The following is a 19,063-nucleotide window of genomic DNA, read 5'->3' as shown; positions in this document are numbered from 1 at the left end:
ACTGGGTCATGCTCATGCGGCCACCTTGCCTTCGCCGTGACCGATCGCAGCGCGCACCGCGCGGGCTACAATCTCGCGCGCGGCATCCTGTCGGTATTCCGCGCTGCCACGCACATCGGCGATCGGCGACAGTTCGTCGATCGGCGCGGACAGCACCGCATCCGCGAGGGCAGAAGTAACTGGCCGCCCGCGCAACGCCGCCTCGACACCGGCGAGGCGGCGGGCGACCGCCGAGCAAGCGCCGACGGCGATCGCCGCATCGGCGACGACGCCATTCTCGACCACCAACCGCGCCGCGGCCATGGCGATCGAGATGACGAGATAGCGCCGGGCGCCGAGCTTGACGAAGGCGGAGGTGCCAACCGCGGAGCGCTTTGGCACGCGGATGGCGGTGACCATCTCGCCCGGCCGCAGCGCCGTGCGGCGATTGCCGAGGATGAATTCACCGAGCGGCAGATGGCGGACGGCTTTCAGCGACCGCAATTCGACATCGGCATCGAGGACCAAAAGAGCCGGCACGCCGTCCGCTGCCGGCGAGGCGTTGCAGAGATTGCCGGCCACCGAGGCGACATTCTGGATCTGGACCGAACCGACCTCGCGCGCGGCCGATTTCAACGCATCGAACGCGGCCGGCAGCGGCTGGCGCACGATGTCGGTCCAGGTCGTGCGCGCGCCGATCCGCCAATGCTCGCCGGTCTCGGCGATGCCGCGCAGTTCGGCGAGAGCGTTGATGTCGAGGACGTTGTCGCGGAAGGGCTTCGCGCCCTGCGCCGGATAGAAATCCGTGCCGCCGGCGAGAATGCGCCAGCGGTCCTCGCCAAGCAAAGCGAGCGCTTTGTCGACCGTGGTGGGTTTTGCGTAACGGATCACGCTCTGCCTTCCAGACAATTGGGCTTCCCAGACCTTAGGCCTTCCCCCAGGCCTCCCGAAGTGCCGCTTCAGGTCTTGTTGCCGATCTCCGGACCGGTCAAATTCATTCGTATGCAAATGATATCAGGCCGGCCGGAATTGTCAAAGCCGGAGTTGGCGCTGCGAAGAGCAGAACGCGATTGTTATGGCGCCGGAGGTTGACGCCGCCGGCCATCTGGTCAAGGTTCCGTGTCCGGTCGCGTCAGCGGCTTTTGGAAAGGTGCCCCAAGCCAGACGAGAGGGCCGAAACGAAAGGGACCGCATGGCCGAAGAAGCGCTCATCGTCATCGACCTGCAGAATGATTTTTGCCCCGGCGGCGCGCTGGCGGTTGCCGGCGGCGACGAGATCGTGCCTTTGGTCAACGACCTGATCCGGCGAACGGAGCATGTGATCCTGACACAGGACTGGCACCCGGCCGGGCATTCGAGCTTTGCCTCCAGCCATCCGGGCAGGCAGCCTTTTGAAAGCATCGAGATGCCGTATGGGCCGCAGACGCTGTGGCCCGATCACTGCATCCAGGGAAGCCTCGGCTCCGATTTCCATTCCGGGCTGGCCTGGACCAAGGCGGAACTGGTGATCCGCAAAGGATTCCGCACGGCGATCGATTCTTATTCCGCCTTCTTCGAGAACGACCATAAGACGCCGACCGGCCTCGGAGGCTATCTGAAGGAACGCGGCATCGACACGATCACCCTCGTCGGCCTCGCCACCGATTTCTGCGTCGCCTTCTCGGCGCTCGACGCGGTCAAGCAGGGTTTCAGGACGACCGTGCGGCTCGACGCCTGCCGCGGCATCGACCTCAACGGCTCGGTCGAGGCGATGCTGAAGCGGATGCACGACGCCGGCGTGGCGCTTGAAGACCATTCGGCGGATTGATCCGCCTGTGGAGAAGAGCCCCTTCGGCCAGATTGCGGGCTCCCCCTTCTCCCCTTGTGGGGTGAGAAGAGGTCCGCGTAGCGGACGAAAAGCCAATTGCTTGGCTTTTCGAACTTCGAACGCCCTGAGCCAGCGAAGGGCCAGGTGGTGTCGCCGAACGCGACGGATGAGGGGTGTTCCAGGGAACGCCAACGCCTCACTCCGCTGGAACACCCCTCATCCGTCTCGGCGCTACGCGCCGATCCACCTTCTCCCACAAGGGGAGAAGGAGAAGGCGCGCGGAGCGGCCGGATGAGGGAGCTTTTTCCATACTTCACCGCGCTCGCCATCGCGATGCTGTTTCCAGCACAAGCGCTGGCCTCCGAAATTCACGGGCTGCCGGGCGTCGCGATGCCGTTGTGGTGGGGATTGCCTTTTGCCGGCCTGCTGTTGTCGATCGCGACCGGACCGCTGCTTTTCCCTCATGCGTGGGAGCATCATTACGGCAAGATCGCCGGTGCATGGGCCATGCTGGCGGTGGTGCCGCTGACGATTGCCTTCGGGCTTCCGTCGGCAGGCGAAGCGGTGCTGCACACGTTGCTTACCGAATATCTGTCCTTCATCATCCTGTTGTTCGCGCTCTACACCATCTCGGGCGGCATCCTGCTTGCCGGCAACATCCATGGCACGCCGCTCACCAATGCCGGCCTGCTGCTCATCGGCGCCCTGCTTGCCTCGGTGATCGGCACGACCGGCGCCTCGATGATCCTGATCCGGCCGATGCTGCGCGCCAACGACAACCGGCCGTTCAACGCCCATGTGGTGATCTTCTTCATCTTCCTGGTCTCCAATATCGGCGGCTCGCTGACCCCGCTCGGCGACCCGCCTTTGTTCGTCGGCTTCCTGCGCGGCGTCGATTTCTTCTGGACGACCGCGAATCTGTGGCGAGAGACGCTGGTCACCGGCGGGCTGGTGCTCGTCGTCTTCCTGGCGCTCGATATCGTGCTGCATCGCCGCGAGGGCGGCATGCCGAAGATCAAGGATCCGACGCCGGACACGAGGGTGCGCATGCGCGGCCTTGCCAACCTGCCGCTGCTTGCCGGCGTGATCGGCGCGATCCTGCTTTCGGCGAGCTGGAAGCCGGGCGTCAGCATCCCGATCCTCGGCGTCGGCCTCGAGCTGCAGAACCTGGTGCGCGACGCCATCATCCTGGCGCTTGCCCTGCTGTCCCTCAAGGTGTCGTACAAGAGCCACCGCGAGGCGAACGGCTTCACCTGGGAGCCAATCGCCGAGGTGGCGAAACTCTTTGCCGGCATCTTCACCTGCATCGTGCCGGTGATCGCAATCCTGCGGGCCGGCCATGACGGCGCGCTGGCGCCGCTGGTGGCCCTGGTCACATCCGCCGACGGCCAGCCGAACAACCTCGCCTATTTCTGGCTGACCGGGGCGTTGTCGTCGTTCCTCGACAATGCGCCGACCTATCTCGTGTTCTTCGAGCTCGCCGGCGGCGATGCGAACCACTTGATGACCGAGGCCGCCTCGACATTGGCCGCGATCTCGGCGGGCGCCGTATTCATGGGCGCCAACACCTATATCGGCAATGCGCCGAACTTCATGGTCTTTGCCATCGCCCGGCATCGCGGCTTCAAGATGCCCGGCTTCTTCGGCTATATGGCGTGGTCGGGTGCAGTGCTGATCCCGACGTTCTTGGTTGCGGGGTTTTTGTTTTTTCGTTGAGCTGAGCTACTCAATTTCCACCGCCGGCGCTGCCCCTCATCTGGCTGCCGCCATCTTCTCCCCGTGAACGGGGAGAAGGGACCTGGCATCGCCGATTTCGCCAATCACCAACGTTGCAGTATGACCGCCGAGGTCGCGGCCAGCTTCTTTCTCCCCGTTCACGGCGAGAAATGCCCGGCAGGGCAATGAGGGGCAGCGCAGCCGCCGATAGTCTTGGCACCGACGCGCATTCGGCGCCTTACCCGACGCCCACATACCTGCGCACCGCTGACGGATCGGCGCGCAGTGTCTCGACATCGACCGTCTCGCGGTTGCGGCCGTTCTCGATGAACGAGACGCGGTCGGCCACCGACAGCACGGCGTCGACGCGCTGCTCGACCAGGATGGTCGAGACGCCGAGCTCGCGCAGCTTCGCCACCGTCTCGCGGATTTTGGCGATCATCGACGGCATCAGCCCTTCGGTCGGCTCATCCAGCAATAGCACCTGCGGCTCGAGGCAGAGCGCGCGGGCCATCGCCAGCATCTGCTGCTCGCCGCCCGAGAGCGTGCCGGAACGCTGCTTCAACCGCTCCCTGAGCAACGGGAAGAGATCGAGCACGCTCTCGCGGGTTTCTCTGCCCCTGCCGCGCGCCATCAGGCCGATCTCGATGTTTTCCGCCACCGTCATCTCGGCGAACAGCCGCCTGCCCTGCGGAACATAGGCGACGCCGGCCTTGGGCACGTCATGCGCGGCGAGCCCGGTCAGTTCCTTGCCGTCCAGCTTGATGGAGCCGGCAGCCGCCGGAACCAGACCCATGATCGCCTTCAGCGTCGTCGTCTTGCCGGCGCCGTTGCGGCCGAATAGGCAAAGCACCTCGCCCTTGTTCAGCGTGAGGTCGAGGCCGTAGAGCACCTGCACCTCGCCGTAGAAGCAATCGAGGCCGGAAATGGTGAGCAATCCGCCGTTGGTTCCAACGGAGTCAGCCATGGGTCGCTCCGAGATAGGCATCCTGAACTTGCGTGTTGGCGCGGATCTGCTCCGGCGTTCCCTCGGCGAGGATCTTTCCCGAATTGAAGACGGTGATGCGGTCGGCAAGCTGCATGACCACCGGCATGTTGTGCTCGATCAAAAGCACCGTTGCGTCCCTGGCGATCTCGCGCACCAAAGAGATGAAATTGTCGATCTCGCTGTCGGCCAGGCCCTGTGTCGGCTCGTCGAGGATCAGCAGACGCGGCTTCAGCGCCAGGCCCATAGCGACTTCGAGCAGGCGCTGGTGACCATAGGAAAGCTGCCCGGCAAGCGTGCCGGCGCGGTCGGCGAGACCGGTCCGTTCGAGTGCCGCCATCACGCCGCTTCTCACCTGGCCCCTCGTGCGGCCGTCGGTCAACGTGCGCTGCACCGGCAGCGCGACATTGTCGAAGGCCGTGAGATTGGCGAAGACGCTGGTGATCTGGAACGTATAGGCGACGCCGAGGCGAACCCTCTTGTAGGCCGGCATGGCGGTGATGTCGGCGCCGTCGAAGACAACCATGCCGGATGACGGCCGGATGCGGCCTGAGAGCAGGCTGACGAAGGTGGTCTTGCCGGCGCCGTTCGGGCCGATGATGGCGCGTATCTCGCCCGGCATCAGCGCGAAGTCGACGCCGTCGACCGCGCGCAGGCCGCCGAAATGACGCGACAGGCCCTTGGTTGTAACCAGCGGCATCATGGCAGCCACCGCAGCCAGCGTTCGCGGATGCTGCCCAGAATGCCTTTCGGGAAGAACAGCACCAACAGGATGAGCGCCACGCCGACGATCAGCAGATAGGCGGAGGTGAAGCCGCTTGTGATGTCGGTGACATAGTACATGAACAGCGTGCCGACGAGCGGGCCGAGCGTGGTCGCGGCCCCACCGAGCAGCACCCAGAGCAGCGGCAGGATGGAGTATTGCACGGAAGCGAAGCTCGAGCCGACATAGCCGAAGAGCAAGGCATAGGCCGCGCCCGAGGCCGCGCAGATGGCGCCGGAGGCGACGACCGCGGCGAGCTTGTTGGCGACCGTGTCGTATCCGAGCATCTTGGTGCGCTCCTCGTTCTCACGGATGGCGACCAGCACGCGGCCGAAGCGGGAGCGGACGATAGCCAAAGTGATGAGGAGCACGACCGCGAGCAGCGCCAGCGCGCTCATGTAGCGCACGGTCGGGTCGGTCAGGTCGAAGGACGCGCCGCCGATCGCGATCATCCGCGACGCCTGCTGGATGACCAAGCCCTGGTCGCCGCCGGTCCAGGCGGCGAAATAGAGGATGAGCAGATAGAAGACCTGGGCGAACATCATGGTGACGATCATGAAGGCGACGCCGGACGTGCGCAGCGCCAGCAGGCCGATGACCAAGGCGAGCAGCGCGCCACAGGCGACACCGGCGACAAAAGCTTCCGGGACGCCCCAGCCGAGATGGTAGACGGTCAAGCCAGCGCCGTAGAGGCCGGCCGAGAAAAACATGGCGTGGCCGAGGCTGAGCAGGCCGACATAGCCGAAGAGCAGATTGTAGCCCATGGCGAAGACGGCCAGCGCCATGATGCGGGTGAACAGGCCCTGGTGGTAGTCCGGCAGGACGAATTTCAGCGCGAACAGCAGCGCGATGACGCCGACATGCAGCGCATAGGTCTTTGCCGGCGAAGCATCCCTCATCGCGGCGTGGTCCCGAACAGACCTTGCGGCCGGAACACCAGCACCATGGCGACGACCAGCGTGGCGATGATCTTGGCCAGGGTCGGCGAGAAGAACATCGAAATGATGCCGTCGGAAAGGCCGATCAGGATGGCGGCCACCACCGTGCCGCGCAGCGACCCCAGGCCGCCGATGATGACGACGATGAAGGAGAGCAGCAACGGGTCCTGCCCCATCAGGTAGTGCGCCTGGCTGATCGGCACGATCAGCACCGCGGCGATAGCCGCCAGCATGGCGCCGACGGCGAAGACGCCGGCATAGACGCGCTCGACCGGGATGCCGAAGGCCTGCGCCGTCTCGCGGTCATATTGGGTTGCCCGCATGATCAGGCCGATCTTCGTTCGCGTCAGCACCAGCCAGGTGATCACCAGCAGAATGGCGGAGGCGGCGACCACCGAGAGCTTGTAGCCGGAATAGCCGAACCAAGGCAGGAGAATGCGGTAGCTGAAAGGCGGCTCCACAGGGCGCGCCTCGGGACCGTAGAAGGTCAGCGCCAGTTGCTGGATGATGTAGAGCATGCCGATGGTGGCGACGATGGTGGCTTCGGGATTGTAGTGGAGCCGGCGCAGCACCAGGCGTTCGGCAACCAGCGCGACCAGCCCGACCAGCAAGGGCGCGATCACCAGCGCGGCGAGGAAACCGATCGCGGGGTGGCCGGAAATCGCCGTCGAGACCGCCCAGGCGAGCACCGCGCCCAGCATGAAGAACTCGCCATGCGCGACATTGACGACGCGCATGACGCCGAACACCAACGACAGGCCAAGCGCCGTCAGCGCCAGCACGGCGGAGGTGACGAGGCCTTCGAGGGCGGCGAGGAGGAGATGGGGTCCGAAGTGCATGGGCTATTTGCCAACGGATGCGCGAGGCACCCCCCTCTGCCCTGCCCATCCTCCGCAGCAGCTGCGCTGCCGCTTCGGAGGGTAAACCGGGCATCTCCCCCGCAAGGGGGGAGATTGGATGTCACCGCAGGCTTCGCCAATCGCCGATGTCGCCAGATAAGCGCTGCCGCACGAACTGCTGATCTTCCCCCTTGAGGGGGAGATGGCCGGCAGGCCAGAGGGGGGTGCCTTGGCGCTCACGTGTGCAGGAGCAGCTAAGCTCACAGCGCCTGCGTCGTGTAATCCCCTTCCGGCTCGTAGAGCCCGTCCTCGATCTTGGTCTTGTGGACGACCTTGAGCTTGCCGCCCTCGACCTTGGAGATGTTCTGGATGCCGAAGCACTGGTGGATCTTGCCGTTGAAGGTTTTCGGACCCTGCGGATGCTCCGGCCCCTCGGCGAATTCCTTCAGCGCCTCGGTCGCCTCGACCAGCTTGGCGCGATCCTCCGGGCCCTTGTAGCCGGCGTCTTCCATCGCCTTCTTGACGACATAGAGCGTTTCCCAGCAGCCGAACATATGGGCGGCGGTGGAGACGTCCTTGGGGTCGCCAACGGCGGCGCCATTGTCGTCGATGCCGACCGCGGCGCGATAGGCTTTCTGCGCGGCCGAGTCATCAGGCTGCGCGTAGCGCGGCGAGCCTTCCCAGAAATGGCTGCCGTCGAGGAATTCGAGGCCGGGGCTGTTGATGTCGACGGCTTCGAGCGAGTCGATGAAGCCGAAGAGCTGCGGCCGCTGCGACCCGTAGAACTCGCCGAGCTCCTTGACGAAGGTCAGCACGGCAGGGCCGACCATGACATGGTAGATCACCTCGGTCTCGGCCGGGATCTGCGGGAAGTATTTGGTGAAGGAGCTCTCAGTCGGCGGGATGGCGATCTGAGCGATCACGTCGGCGCCCTGCGCCTTCAGCGCCGGCGGCAGGTAGTCGCGATGGTCGTAGCCGAAGGCGAAATCGGGGAAGATCTGCGTCACCTTCTTGCCGGCGTTCGCCGCGATCCACGGCGCCATCGACTGGATCTGGCTCTTCACGTCGGTGATGCCGGGCTGGAAGACGTAGCGGTTGAGCTTGGTGGAAGCGACGTGATGGCCTTCGCTGACCACGAAATAAGGGATCTTGTTTTCGCCGGCGGCGGGCGCCGAGCCGATCACGACATGCGAGAACAGTGTGCCGAAGACGATGTCGGTCTTGTGCTGCTTGGCAAATTTGTTGACCACCTCGGCGCCGCGCGCTGGATCGGTGCCGTCGTCCTCGATGACCAGCTCGACCTTGCGGCCGCTGATGCCGCCGGCGTCGTTGATTGCCTTGACGGCGGCGGCACTCGTCTTCTCGTACCAGCGGCCATAGGCGGCGCCGATGCCGGTGCGGTGCGACTGAAAACCTATTCTGATCGGCGCCGAGCTCTGCGCCTGGCTGTAACGGACGAAGCCCGGCGCCAGCGCTAGGCCGGCCCCGGCGGCGATACCCTTCAGCGCGGTGCGGCGCGACAGCGTCGTCTTGGAGAGGTCGAAATATCCGTTCTTGTCAGCCATGTCGGTTCCCCTGTTTTTCAGTCTTGACCAGCGATAAGGCGGCTAAACCATCCCCTTCCGAAGGATGGGAAAATTGCATGTATACAAACTAAATCACCAAAGCCGCGACGTGGCAAGCTAGCTTCCCTCGCGTCATGACGGCGGCCCTTGTCTCATCCCGCCGTCGGCGTGGCAAGCAGCCAGAGGCCGAAGATCGTGTAGGCGATCATCAGCAGCGTGAGCGGAAGCTGGCTGAGCGCCGCGCGCGAAGGCTGAGCGTGGAGACGCCAGGCAAGGCCATGCGCGACGAGGACCGCCAGCACATGGCCGGCGATGATGATGCCGGCCTGGACATTCCAAAACCACCAGGCCGACTGGGCGCCGGCGACGACGCCGGCCTCGACCATCCTGTTGGCGGTGCCGAACAGGTTCCAGCCGAGCGCGAACGGGTCGGAGAGCGCGACCAGCGCATACTGACCGTCGACGAGCACCGCCGTGAGGTAATGCGCGATGTGATAGGCAAGCGCGATCGGCACGATCGACCAAACCAGGAGGCCGGCGGCTTTTGCGAACGACTGCGCATCGCCTGCGAGGCGCTGTCCAAGAAAGACGGCCAACGCGAATACCGCTGCCAGCAGGACGAAAGTCAGGACAAGGCCGAAGCTGCCGACGCCGATCAGCGCGGTGCGGCCGGGAAATTCCAGCGGGTTGACGCCGAACAGGCTGAGCCAGAAGAAGGTTTTCGACAGGCCGTCGAGAGATACGGAGGACAGCGCGAGAAGAAGAAAGGCCGTGCCGCTTGGCGCCAGCGGGTCGGCGGCAAGCAGCTTCGCACCGGGCCAGCACAGCGAGAGCCGACGGTCGCTGCGTTCGACAGGCGCGAAGCGGGCAACCATGGCGAAGAAGACCGTGAGGAATTCGCCCCGCCGGCTCCAAGCCTCGTAGCCGAAGACGAGCATCGCGACAAAGCTCGCCAACCAATAGATGCCGGCGGCAAGGGCCAGGCGAGCCGGATCGTCGGGCGCCGGATCGATCAGCTCGAACCAGGCGAAGGCGAAGAACAGCGCGAAGGCCGGCCAGTAGCCGAGCCTTGACGGCAGGCGCGATGGCTTTGCATCGCCGGCCTGAAGGCCGAAGACGCGAGAGGCGACGCGCCAAGGGCCGTACCATGGGTTGAGCCACGACCACAGGTCGCCGAGCACGCCTTGCAGCAGGGTGAAGCCGGCCCAGAGCAGCGTCCAGATCACGAGTGGGAGAGGGTTGGAAAGCGGGTCGCGGCTGCCGACGAGGCCAGCGGCGATGAGAAGCGCAAAGCCGGCAAATGAAATCAGGCTGACGACAATGCGGGGGGTGTCGCTGAAGGTGAACAGAGGCAGGCGCCGGCGCCAGAAGCGGTCGAGGGCGGCAGGTGGAAGCAGCGCCAGGACGAGGAAGCTGACGGCCACGGCAAAAGCGCCACCTGCGATGTAGTAGCCGGTCGGGAGAAGCAGGACGTGGCCGCGGTCGGAGGCATGGGCGAAGGCGGGCGTGGGGAGAGCGGCTAGGGCGGCGGCTAAGAAAGCCAACCTGGAAAGCTGGCACTCTACGGCGCCCCCCTCTGCCCTGCCGGGCATCTCCCCCTCTTGGGGGGAGATTGGCGGTTCAAGCGCCGGCTCTCCTCCTGCAACGTCGAAGATTGGCGCAAGCGGGGATGACAGCACAATCTCCCCCCTAGAGGAGGAGATGTCCGGCAGGACAGAGGGGGGCGCGAAGGAACTCAGCCTATCCAATTTTGCTGTGTTGCGTGGCAGCCCCACCGCCAGCCCCTCACACCTTCACCAGTTGCTCCACCCGCCCCTTCTCGCCAAAAATCCTCAGATACCGCTTGATCTCCTTCTCGTCCCCGGTCGCCTTGGCGGGGTTGTCCGACAGCTTCACCGCCGGCCGGCCATTGGCCTCACTGACCTTGCAGACGAGCGAGATGGCGTCGAGGCTCTTGGTTTCGGTCGGCGCGCAACCCTCGAAATCATTGGTGAGGTTGGTGCCCCAGCCGAAGGACATGCGCACCTTGCCGCGGAAATGCCTGTAGGTCTCCTCGATGGTCTCGACCTCCAGGCCGTCGGAGAAGATGAGCAGCTTCTGCTTGGGATCCTTGCCCTTCTCGCGCCACCAGGAGAGGATCTTCTCGCCGCCTTCGATCGGCGGCGCGCTGTCCGGCCGGAAGCCGGTCCAGTCGGCGATCCAGTCCGGCGCATCGCGCAGGAACGCGGCCGTGCCGAAAGTGTCGGGCAGCACGATCAGGAGATTGCCGCCATAATAGCGCTGCCAGTCCTGCAGCACCTTGTAGGGCGCTTCACGCATCTCCTCCTCGGAATTGGCAAGCGCCGCGAAGACCATAGGCAGCTCATGTGCATTGGTGCCCAAAGCCTCGAGGTCGTTGTCCATGGCCAGAAGCACGTTTGAGGTGCCGGTGAAGGCATCGCCGATGCCTTCCTTCAGCGCCTCGACGCACCAGCGCTGCCACAGGAAGGAATGGCGGCGTCTTGTGCCGAAGTCGGAAATGCGGATGCCGGGCAGCGCCTTCAGCCGCTCGGTCTTGGCCCACATCTTGGCCTTGGCGCGGGCATAGAGCACGTCGAGCGCGAACGGACCGAAAGAGCGCATCGCCGCCCGCGAGCGCAGCTCGTTGATAATGGCTAAAGCCGGGATCTCCCAGAGCGTGGTGTACATCCACGGACCCGGGAAGGAGAGCTCGTACTGGCCGTTGCGCCTGGTGAGCTGGTAATCGGGCAGCCTGAAACCTTCCAGCCAGGCCAAAAATTCAGGTTCGAAGATCTGTTTGCGGCCATAGAAATTGTTGCCGCCCAGCCAGATCATCTCCTTCTTGGAAAAACGCAAGGTGCGAGCGTGGTCGAGCTGGTCGCGCAGTTCCTGCTCATCGATCTCGTCGGCGAGGCGCACCGAGGTGGTGCGGTTGATCAGCGTGAAGGTGGCATCGACCTTGGGATACATGCCCCAGATCATCTGCAGCATCAGAAGCTTGTAGAAATCGGTGTCCAGCAGGCTGCGGACGATCGGGTCGAGCTTCCAGGTGTGATTGTAGACGCGCCGCGCTATATCGGTCTTTGCCATGCTCGCTTATCCATAAAGCACAACGCTCGGGAACAGGGGCGTCACGCTTCAAATCCTTGTTCGATCAATTCCGGACGGAACCCCGTTGCACGGAATTGCTTTAGCAACTGCCTCTTAGCACCGTATTTCCGAACGCGCTTGCTGCTTTGCAAGCTGGCCCGACAAAAAGCAGCTATGCAAGTCCAGTCGTCAGGACGCGGTCCTGGTGCCTATGACCTTGAGGGCGGGGCGTTTTCTGCGGCTCGGCACGCGGCCGGCCACGGGCGCGCCGGCGCGGCCCTCGTCCTGTTCCTTCTCGGCGAACAGCCAGTCGATGAAGAGTTGGACGATGGGCGCCGAGCGCATCTCGTTGCGGCAGACGACGTAGAAATCGTCGACCGCCGGCACCGACAAACTGAAGGGCGCGACGAGCATGCCCCTGGCAAGCAACGCGCGCGCGGTGACGGAATCGCCAAGCGCTACGCCATGACCGTGAACGGCGGCCTCCGTCGCCATGCGCGCATCGCCCAGACGGTGGCGGCGGCCGCGCTCCAGATCGAGCGCGTCGGCGGCGGCCAGCCAGGTATGCCATTCACGGCCATCGTCGCCATGTAGGAAGACGTGGTCGGCGAGGTCGCGGACGCTGCGGATCGGGCGGTTGTTGATCAGCGTCGGACTGACCACCGGAAACAACTCCAGGCCGGACCACTTGCGTATCCAGCAGTCGCTCCAGCTGCCGTCGCCATAATGCACGCAGACGTCGATGTCCGCGGCGCGGATGTCTTTGGGATCGTTGGACGGGATCAGCGTGAGCTGGATGTCCGGATATTGCGCGGTGAACGAGCCGAGCCGCGGCGTCATCCAGAGCAAGAGCAGTGCCGGGACGCAGGAGACCGACAGCGCGCCGGCGCTTGCCGGCCGCGTCATGCGCTGGGTGGCGGCGGCAATGCCGTCGAAGGCGGCCGATACCGCCGGCAGGAACTCCGCGCCATGCGGCGTCAGCTTCACGCGCTGGCCGGTACGTTCGAAGAGCTTCACACCCAGCGACTGCTCCAGCGCCTTGATCTGATGGCTGACGGCGCCGTGCGTGACGTTCAGCTCACCCGCCGCCTTGGTCAGCGAGGCGTGCCGCGCCGTGGCCTCGAAGGCGCGCAGAGGGTTCAGCGGCGGCAGGCGCTTGGCCATGGAGAGGCTCCCGGTTTGTGAGATTTTCTCACAGCCGAGACCCTAACAATATCAATTGATTTTTCAATGCGGCTGCCCGACACTTTTGTCCGGAACAGCTTCAACAGACGTGGAATCCGCAGCGCAGCGGCGGGCAACGATCCAGCCGGACAACAGGCTGGCTTGGCAAATCGTCCATGCGGGCAGCGCTATAGGCAGGCAAGAGAGGAGGACCGGACATGGGTTACGATCGCGGCAAGCTCGAAGCATTGCGCCGCAAATATGGCGAGAGCCATGGCGGCGAGATGTTCGACCCGAAATTCCGCAAGGTCGCCGACAAGATCTTCAACAAGTCGGGCACGCGCCTCGCCCCCTACTCCGGCATCCCGACCTTCCTTGCCGCGCCCTACCGCGAGATCGCGGCCGACAATCCGGATTTCGGCGACCTGCAGGTGGCGATGATGGGCGTGCCGATGGATCTCGGTGTCACCAACCGTCCCGGCTCGCGCTTCGGGCCGCGCGCGCTGCGCGCCATCGAGCGCATCGGCCCCTACAATCATGTGCTGGAATGCGCACCGACGCATGAGCTTCGCGTCGCCGACATAGGCGACACGCCGTTCCGCAGCCGCTATCGGCTGGAGATCAGCCACGAGGACATCGAAAAGCGCACCAACCAGATCGTCGACGCCGGCGTGCTGCCGCTCTCGGTCGGCGGCGACCATTCGATCAGCCATCCGATCCTGAAGGCCGTCGGCAAAAAAGCGCCGGTCGGCATGATCCATATCGACGCCCATTGCGACACCAGCGGGCTGTTCGACATGACCAAGTTCCACCATGGCGGACCGTTCCGCAACGCGGTGCTGGACGGCGTGCTCGATCCCTCGCGCACGATCCAGATCGGCATTCGCGGCTCGGCCGAATATCTGTGGGAATTCACCTACGAGTCCGGCATGACGGTCGTGCATGCCGAGGAAGTGACCGGGCTCGGCATACCGGCAATCATCGAGAAGGCGCGCAAAATCGTCGGCGACGGCCCGACCTACATTTCCTTCGACGTCGACAGCATCGATCCGGCCTTCGCGCCCGGCACCGGCACGCCGGAAGTCGGCGGGCTGACGACGCGCGAGGTGCTCGAATTGCTGCGCGGCCTCAAGGGCCTCAACATCGTCGGCGGCGACGTGGTCGAGGTGGCGCCGCAATATGACGCGACCACCAACACCGCCCATGTCGGCGCCCAGGTCCTGTTCGAGATCCTGAGCCTGATGGTGTTCAGCCCGGCGATCAAGAAAGGCTAATGCCTCGCGCAATTCCAGATGAAAAAACGCGTCTTCCGGAATTGCTCTACCAACACGGCCGCCGCGCTGGAGCCGGCGGCCGGTTTCAACAACAAGCTTCCAGCAGGGGAATAACAATGTTACTTCGCAACGCACTGAAATCCGCCATCACGGCGGCCGTCATGCTCGGCGCCGCCGGCCTCGCCACGCAAGCGAAGGCCGACGCCGTCGACGACATCACCAAGGCCGGCGCCATCAATGTCGGCATCTTCTCGGACTTCCCGCCGTTCTCTTCGGCCAGCGCCGATATGAGCATCAAGGGCTATGACATCGACGTCGCGCAGGCGATCGCCGATTCACTCAAGGTGAAGCTCAACCTGGTCAGCGTCACCGGCCAGAACCGCATCCCTTATCTCACCGACAAGCGCGTCGATATTTTGATGAGCGTCGGCTACTCCAAGGAGCGCGAGCAGGTGATCGATTTCGCCGCCCCCTATGCGCCCTATTACATCGCCGTTATCGGCCCGGCCGAGCTTGCCGTCAAAGGCAAGGAAGACCTCGCCGACAAGTCGATCGCCGTCAACCGCGGCACGCTGGAGGACACCTCGCTGACCCAGGCAGCGCCGGCTTCCGCCGACATCCGCCGCTTCGACAACTACAATTCCGTCATCCAGGCCTTCATCTCCGGCCAGACCCAGCTGATGGTCGTCGGCAACGATGTCGGGGCCCAGGTGCTGGCCAAGCAGGATGCGCTGAAGCCGGAGCAGAAATTCCAGCTGCTCACCTCGCCCTCGCATATCGGCCTCAACAAGAACGAGGACCGGCTGAAGAAGGCGGTGAACGACGCCGTCGCCAAGATGCTGGCCGACGGCAAGCTTGACGAGAGCTCGAAGGCCTGGCTGAAGACGCCGCTCAATCCGGACAACCTCAAGGATTGATCTCGAGGGCGGCCCAGCCACGACAAGCGCTGAGCCGCTCCGACTGTTCCAACAAGGTCAATCGCCATGGGCTACAGCCTGGACTTCGGCTGGCTTGCGGGTGCGGCGGGCGTTATCGCGCGCGGCGCGGCGATGACGCTGCTTTTGATCGCCGTCACCACGCTGGCGGGAACTTTTCTCAGTATCCTGGGCGCCGCCGGCAAGAGAAACGGCCCCAAGCCGCTTCAGCTGGCGATCGGCATCTATGTCGAGGTGATGCGCAACACGCCATTCCTGGTGCAGCTGTTCTTCATCTTCTTCGGGCTGCCCAGCCTAGGCGTCAGGCTCGACCCGATCCTGGCCGCGATACTGGCGATGACGCTCAACATGGCGGCCTATACGATCGAGATCGTCGGCGCGGGGCTCGACGCCGTGCCGCGCGGGCAGACGGAAGCCGCGCTGGCGCTCGGCCTCAGGCCCCGCCAGGTGTTCATCAAGATCGTGCTGCCGCAGGCGCTGAAGGTGATCTACCCGGCGCTGACCAGCCAGATCGTCATCATGATGCTGGAATCGGCCGTGGTCTCGCAGATCGCGGTGCGCGAATTGACCTACGAGGCCGACATGCTGCAGGCGCGCACTTTTCGCGCCTTCGAGACCTATTTCGTGGTGACGATGGTCTATCTCGGCCTGTCGATGGGGCTGCGCCGGCTGCTGGTCGGCGGCGGCCGCCGTGTTCTGGGGGCGGGCGTGTCATGATCGAGTTCACCTTCTGGGACATCGTCCGCAACCTGCTGCTCGCCGCGCGCTGGACGGTGCTGTTGTCGCTCGCCGCCTTCGTCGGCGGCGCGCTGGTCGGGCTGGCGGTGCTGTTCTTCCGCATCGCCAAGAACAAATGGGTGAAGCGGATAGCTTCGGCCTATATCGCGCTCTTCCAGGGCACGCCGCTCTTGATGCAGCTCTTTTTGATGTTCTTCGGGCTGCCGATGCTGGGGCTGCGCATCGAGCCATGGACGGCGGCAGCGCTCGGTCTCACCTTCTTCGCCAGCGCCTATCTGGCCGAGATCTGGCGCGGCGGCGTCGACGCGCTGCCGCGCGGCCAATGGGACGCCGGCGCCAGCCTTGGGCTGCACTATCTGCAGGAGCTGAGGCTGATCATCCTGCCGCAGGCCTTCGCCATCACCCGCGCGCCGACCGTCGGCTTCCTGGTGCAGCTGATCAAATCGACGGCGCTGACCTCGATCATCGGCTTCGAGGAACTGGTCAGGACCTCCAACGCCATCAACAACGCGACCTTCGAGCCGTTCAAGGTCTATGGGCTGGTGGCGCTGATCTTCTTCGTCATGTGCTTCCCGCTGACGCAATATGCACGCCGGCTGGAGAAGCAGACGCCTGCGCGCTGAGGCGCGAGAAGGCCGCCGGCTTGACCGGCAGCCTTTGTCGATCAATGCCCGAAGGCGAGCTGCGGCGCGATGCGGTCGCGCCGGAGCCAGCGCGCCAGGAGCAGCGCCGCCACCACGGCCAGCCCAGAGGCCAGGCCGATCCAGATGCCGATGCCGTTGAAGCCGAAATGGAAGGCGAGCAGCACGCCGAGCGGCAGGCCCACGCCCCAATAGCCGATCGCAGCATAGATCATCGGCACCTTGGTGTCGTGCAGGCCGCGCAGCATGCCGGCCGCGACCGCCTGGGCGCCGTCGAAAATCTGGAACAGCGCTGCAAACACCAGGAACGACACGGCAAGCGTGATCACTCTGGCGTTCTTGGGATCGGTGAGATCGATGAAGGCGCTGATCAGCGCATGCGGCCACAGGATCATCACCAGGCCCATCAGCGCCATGAACGAGACGCCGATGACGAAGGCGGTCCAGCCGGCGCGCGAAACGCCTTCCGGATTGCCGGCGCCATGCGCTAGGCCGACCCGCACGGTCACCGCCTGGTTGAGGCCGAGCGGCACCATGAACGAGATCGAGGCGATCTGGATGGCAATCGCATGGGCGGCCAGCGAATCCGCATCGATCAGGCCCATGAGCAGGGCCGCCGCATTGAAGATCGTCACCTCGAAGGCGAGGATGCCGGCGATCGGCAGGCCGAGCCTGAGCAGGCCGCGGAAGCGCGGCCAGTCGGAGCGCCAGAAGCGGCCGAACAAACGGTAGCGGCGGAACTTCTTCTCCCTGATCACCACCGCCGCCAGGCCGGCGAACATCAGCATGCTGGACAGAGTGGTGGCGAGGCCGGAGCCGGCAATGCCCATCGACTTGACGCCGAGATTGCCGAACATGAACACCCAGTTGAAGAAGGCGTTGCAGGCGACCGCGACGAAAACGATGATCAGCGCCCAGCCCGGCCGCTCCAGCGCCGAGATGAAGGAGCGCAGCACGATATAGAAATAGAAGGGCAGCACCGCCCATTGGAGCCAGCGCAGGTAGACGCCCGCCTGATGTGCGAGCTCCGGCTTCTGGCCCATTGCCAAAAGCACCGCTTCGCCATGCCAGAGAAAAATCCAGATCGGGATCGAGATGAGGATCGCCAGCCACAGGCCCTGGCGCACGGTGCGGCGCAGGTCGCGCACCGAATGGCGGCGACGGCCGAGCTCGGTCGCCATCATCGGCGAGGTGGCCAGCATCAGGCCGAGGCCGAAGATCAGCGGCATGAAATAGAGGTTGGAGCCGAGCGCGCCGGCGGCGAGCGTGTCGGGCCCGAGGCGGCCCATCATCATGACGTCGGTCGCGGTCATGGCGGTCTGGCCGAGATTGGTCAGCACCATCGGCCAGGCGAGCCCGATCGTCGCCATGATTTCCTGACGCCAAAGGTTTTCCGGCGCGCGAGCGCCGGCTTCGATCGCAGACATTGTTCCGCTCTTTCAGAACACGGCGCGTCGGCCAAAGGGCCGGAAGCCGCACGGCGCAAAATGGCGCCATTTGCGTCGCCTTGTGAACGAAATGCGACATGTTGGCAAGGGACGAGGCGCAGCTAGCGATTGATCCAGGCGGATCCGGGATTCCGCGACGCCTCTTTCATTTGCCGGCCGGGGGCTGCTAGGGATGCCCTTGGCATGTGCAGCCGGCCGCCATGCCGGGAGGAACGAATGCCGTTCAGGCGCAGAAAGAACACAGCCGCGATCCCGCGCACGGCGCCTGCCTTCGAGCACATCGTGACCGAGGCCAGCGACAGTTTCCTGTGGCGGCTGGACGATTATCCGTGGGAGCGCAATGTCTGGAACTTCCATCCCGAATACGAAATCCATCTCTTGCGGAAATCGTCAGGCGTCGTGCTGGTCGGCGACCATATCGGCGAGTTCGGGCCGGGCTATCTGACCATCGTCGGCGGCGGGCTGCCGCATGACTGGGTGACGGCGGTGCAGCCCGGCGAGCTGATCGAAGGCCGCGATATCGTGCTGCAATTCGATGCCGAGCGGCTGCGCGGCTCGTCGGGGCTGCTGCCGGAGCTGCGCGAGCTGGAGCCGTTCCTGGAACGCTCGCTGCGCGGCATGGTCTTTCATGGCCAGACGGCGCTCGACGGCGCCGAGCTGATGGAACGCATGGGGGAGGTGCATGGACTGGCGAGATTGCGCATGTTCCTCGAATTGCTGGACCTTCTGGCCACCACCCAGGAATACGAGCTTTTGTCGTCTCCGGATTTTTCCCCGCTTCTCGACGCGGAATCGCTGGATATTATCCAGCGCTCGCTGACCTATCTTTTCCAGCACTTTGCCGAGGATCTGAAGCTGCCGGAGGTGGCGGCGTTGGCCGGGATGAGCGAAAGCACTTTCTCGCGCTTTTTCCAGAAGAACACCGGCAACTCGTTCAGCGACCATGTCGCCAAGCTGAGACTGTGGCAGGCCTGCAAGCTTCTCGCCGACACCGATATCCCGATCACCGACATCTGCTTCCAGGTCGGCTATATGAACATCTCGAACTTCAACCGCGCCTTCCTGCGCAAGCACAAGATGACGCCGTCATCCTACCGCAAGCTGTCGCGGCAGCGGCTGACGCTGCGGGCCTGATCGAGCCGGAAGCGGCTGCGCTTGATGGAGCTGATACTCGTGTGACG

The 19,063-nt window shown here is 64.5% G+C and carries 17 protein-coding genes; 7 read left to right on the top strand and 10 right to left on the bottom strand.

What is annotated here, in order from left to right:
• Window positions 1–12 precede the first annotated feature (12 nt).
• Complete coding sequence (locus tag FJW05_RS04525) at window positions 13–870, bottom strand: xanthine dehydrogenase family protein subunit M (protein WP_140628394.1); 858 nt, start codon at window positions 868–870, stop codon at window positions 13–15.
• Between the two features lie 301 nt (window positions 871–1,171).
• On the opposite strand from FJW05_RS04525, the gene pncA reads away from it, so the two are divergent.
• Together pncA and FJW05_RS04515 are read left to right on the top strand one after the other, a co-directional pair.
• A complete protein-coding gene (gene pncA / locus FJW05_RS04520) occupies window positions 1,172–1,786 on the top strand; it encodes a bifunctional nicotinamidase/pyrazinamidase (protein WP_140628391.1) in 615 nt (204 codons plus the stop codon).
• A 291-nt stretch (window positions 1,787–2,077) separates the two neighbouring features.
• Complete coding sequence (locus tag FJW05_RS04515; protein ID WP_140628388.1) at window positions 2,078–3,502, top strand: sodium:proton antiporter; 1,425 nt, start codon at window positions 2,078–2,080, stop codon at window positions 3,500–3,502.
• A gap of 238 nt (window positions 3,503–3,740) precedes the next feature.
• Here the strand turns inward: FJW05_RS04515 and FJW05_RS04510 are convergent, their stop codons facing one another.
• The 8 genes from FJW05_RS04510 to gcvA all read right to left on the bottom strand — a co-directional run bounded on the left by FJW05_RS04510 (window position 3,741) and on the right by gcvA (window position 12,846).
• Window positions 3,741–4,469 (bottom strand): ABC transporter ATP-binding protein, encoded by a 729-nt coding sequence (locus FJW05_RS04510; RefSeq protein WP_140628385.1) that lies wholly within the window; start codon window positions 4,467–4,469, stop codon window positions 3,741–3,743.
• A complete protein-coding gene (locus tag FJW05_RS04505; protein WP_140628382.1) occupies window positions 4,462–5,190 on the bottom strand; it encodes an ABC transporter ATP-binding protein in 729 nt (242 codons plus the stop codon). The genes FJW05_RS04510 and FJW05_RS04505 overlap by 8 nt, the downstream gene beginning before the upstream one ends.
• Complete coding sequence (locus FJW05_RS04500; RefSeq protein WP_140628379.1) at window positions 5,187–6,149, bottom strand: branched-chain amino acid ABC transporter permease; 963 nt, start codon at window positions 6,147–6,149, stop codon at window positions 5,187–5,189. Before FJW05_RS04500 ends, FJW05_RS04505 begins: the two co-directional genes overlap by 4 nt.
• Window positions 6,146–7,027 carry a branched-chain amino acid ABC transporter permease gene (locus FJW05_RS04495; protein WP_140628376.1) on the bottom strand — a complete coding sequence of 294 codons (882 nt, stop codon included), beginning with the start codon at window positions 7,025–7,027 and terminating at the stop codon, window positions 6,146–6,148. The genes FJW05_RS04500 and FJW05_RS04495 overlap by 4 nt, the downstream gene beginning before the upstream one ends.
• Before the next feature lie 260 nt (window positions 7,028–7,287).
• A complete protein-coding gene (locus FJW05_RS04485) occupies window positions 7,288–8,592 on the bottom strand; it encodes an ABC transporter substrate-binding protein (protein ID WP_140628373.1) in 1,305 nt (434 codons plus the stop codon).
• A 152-nt stretch (window positions 8,593–8,744) separates the two neighbouring features.
• Window positions 8,745–10,184: a hypothetical protein gene (locus tag FJW05_RS04480; RefSeq protein ID WP_140628370.1), complete on the bottom strand. Its 1,440-nt coding sequence runs from the start codon at window positions 10,182–10,184 to the stop codon at window positions 8,745–8,747.
• Window positions 10,185–10,377: 193 nt separating this feature from the next.
• Window positions 10,378–11,682 carry a nicotinate phosphoribosyltransferase gene (pncB, locus tag FJW05_RS04470; RefSeq protein WP_140628366.1) on the bottom strand — a complete coding sequence of 435 codons (1,305 nt, stop codon included), beginning with the start codon at window positions 11,680–11,682 and terminating at the stop codon, window positions 10,378–10,380.
• Window positions 11,683–11,871: 189 nt separating this feature from the next.
• Window positions 11,872–12,846, bottom strand: coding sequence for a transcriptional regulator GcvA (gene gcvA / locus FJW05_RS04465; RefSeq protein WP_140628363.1), 975 nt, complete (start codon window positions 12,844–12,846; stop codon window positions 11,872–11,874).
• 218 nt (window positions 12,847–13,064) lie between these two features.
• On the opposite strand from gcvA, the gene speB reads away from it, so the two are divergent.
• The 4 genes from speB to FJW05_RS04445 all read left to right on the top strand — a co-directional run bounded on the left by speB (window position 13,065) and on the right by FJW05_RS04445 (window position 16,416).
• Window positions 13,065–14,120 (top strand): agmatinase, encoded by a 1,056-nt coding sequence (gene speB / locus FJW05_RS04460; RefSeq protein WP_140545439.1) that lies wholly within the window; start codon window positions 13,065–13,067, stop codon window positions 14,118–14,120.
• A gap of 116 nt (window positions 14,121–14,236) precedes the next feature.
• Window positions 14,237–15,037, top strand: coding sequence for a transporter substrate-binding domain-containing protein (locus tag FJW05_RS04455; protein ID WP_140628360.1), 801 nt, complete (start codon window positions 14,237–14,239; stop codon window positions 15,035–15,037).
• Between the two features lie 66 nt (window positions 15,038–15,103).
• On the top strand, window positions 15,104–15,772 hold the full coding sequence (locus FJW05_RS04450; protein WP_140628357.1) for an amino acid ABC transporter permease: 669 nt from the start codon (window positions 15,104–15,106) through the stop codon (window positions 15,770–15,772).
• Window positions 15,769–16,416 carry an amino acid ABC transporter permease gene (locus tag FJW05_RS04445; RefSeq protein WP_140628354.1) on the top strand — a complete coding sequence of 216 codons (648 nt, stop codon included), beginning with the start codon at window positions 15,769–15,771 and terminating at the stop codon, window positions 16,414–16,416. The genes FJW05_RS04450 and FJW05_RS04445 overlap by 4 nt, the downstream gene beginning before the upstream one ends.
• A gap of 41 nt (window positions 16,417–16,457) precedes the next feature.
• Here the strand turns inward: FJW05_RS04445 and FJW05_RS04440 are convergent, their stop codons facing one another.
• Window positions 16,458–17,861 (bottom strand): MATE family efflux transporter, encoded by a 1,404-nt coding sequence (locus FJW05_RS04440; protein WP_140628351.1) that lies wholly within the window; start codon window positions 17,859–17,861, stop codon window positions 16,458–16,460.
• Window positions 17,862–18,098: 237 nt separating this feature from the next.
• Between FJW05_RS04440 and FJW05_RS04435 the strand changes: the two genes are divergently transcribed.
• A complete protein-coding gene (locus FJW05_RS04435) occupies window positions 18,099–19,016 on the top strand; it encodes an AraC family transcriptional regulator (protein ID WP_140628348.1) in 918 nt (305 codons plus the stop codon).
• Window positions 19,017–19,063 lie beyond the last annotated feature (47 nt).

It is taken from the genome of Mesorhizobium sp. B2-9-1, assembly GCF_006439455.1.
GTDB lineage: Bacteria > Pseudomonadota > Alphaproteobacteria > Rhizobiales > Rhizobiaceae > Mesorhizobium.
The sequence above is the reverse complement of the archived record's forward strand: the minus strand, read 5'-3'. Positions and strand labels throughout refer to the sequence as shown.

Bases quoted from the DNA above. Each gene is read 5' to 3' on its own strand.
- speB (WP_140545439.1), top strand. From the start codon at position 13,065: ATGGGTTACGATCGCGGCAAGCTCGAAGCATTGCGCCGCAAATATGGC.
- FJW05_RS04495 (WP_140628376.1), bottom strand. From the start codon at position 7,027: ATGCACTTCGGACCCCATCTCCTCCTCGCCGCCCTCGAAGGCCTCGTC.
- FJW05_RS04500 (WP_140628379.1), bottom strand. From the start codon at position 6,149: ATGAGGGATGCTTCGCCGGCAAAGACCTATGCGCTGCATGTCGGCGTC.
- FJW05_RS04450 (WP_140628357.1), top strand. From the start codon at position 15,104: ATGGGCTACAGCCTGGACTTCGGCTGGCTTGCGGGTGCGGCGGGCGTT.
- FJW05_RS04435 (WP_140628348.1), top strand. From the start codon at position 18,099: ATGCCGTTCAGGCGCAGAAAGAACACAGCCGCGATCCCGCGCACGGCG.
- FJW05_RS04510 (WP_140628385.1), bottom strand. From the start codon at position 4,469: ATGGCTGACTCCGTTGGAACCAACGGCGGATTGCTCACCATTTCCGGC.
- gcvA (WP_140628363.1), bottom strand. From the start codon at position 12,846: ATGGCCAAGCGCCTGCCGCCGCTGAACCCTCTGCGCGCCTTCGAGGCC.
- FJW05_RS04480 (WP_140628370.1), bottom strand. From the start codon at position 10,184: ATGCCCGGCAGGGCAGAGGGGGGCGCCGTAGAGTGCCAGCTTTCCAGG.
- FJW05_RS04445 (WP_140628354.1), top strand. From the start codon at position 15,769: ATGATCGAGTTCACCTTCTGGGACATCGTCCGCAACCTGCTGCTCGCC.
- pncA (WP_140628391.1), top strand. From the start codon at position 1,172: ATGGCCGAAGAAGCGCTCATCGTCATCGACCTGCAGAATGATTTTTGC.
- FJW05_RS04505 (WP_140628382.1), bottom strand. From the start codon at position 5,190: ATGATGCCGCTGGTTACAACCAAGGGCCTGTCGCGTCATTTCGGCGGC.
- FJW05_RS04440 (WP_140628351.1), bottom strand. From the start codon at position 17,861: ATGTCTGCGATCGAAGCCGGCGCTCGCGCGCCGGAAAACCTTTGGCGT.
- pncB (WP_140628366.1), bottom strand. From the start codon at position 11,682: ATGGCAAAGACCGATATAGCGCGGCGCGTCTACAATCACACCTGGAAG.
- FJW05_RS04485 (WP_140628373.1), bottom strand. From the start codon at position 8,592: ATGGCTGACAAGAACGGATATTTCGACCTCTCCAAGACGACGCTGTCG.
- FJW05_RS04455 (WP_140628360.1), top strand. From the start codon at position 14,237: ATGTTACTTCGCAACGCACTGAAATCCGCCATCACGGCGGCCGTCATG.
- FJW05_RS04515 (WP_140628388.1), top strand. From the start codon at position 2,078: ATGAGGGAGCTTTTTCCATACTTCACCGCGCTCGCCATCGCGATGCTG.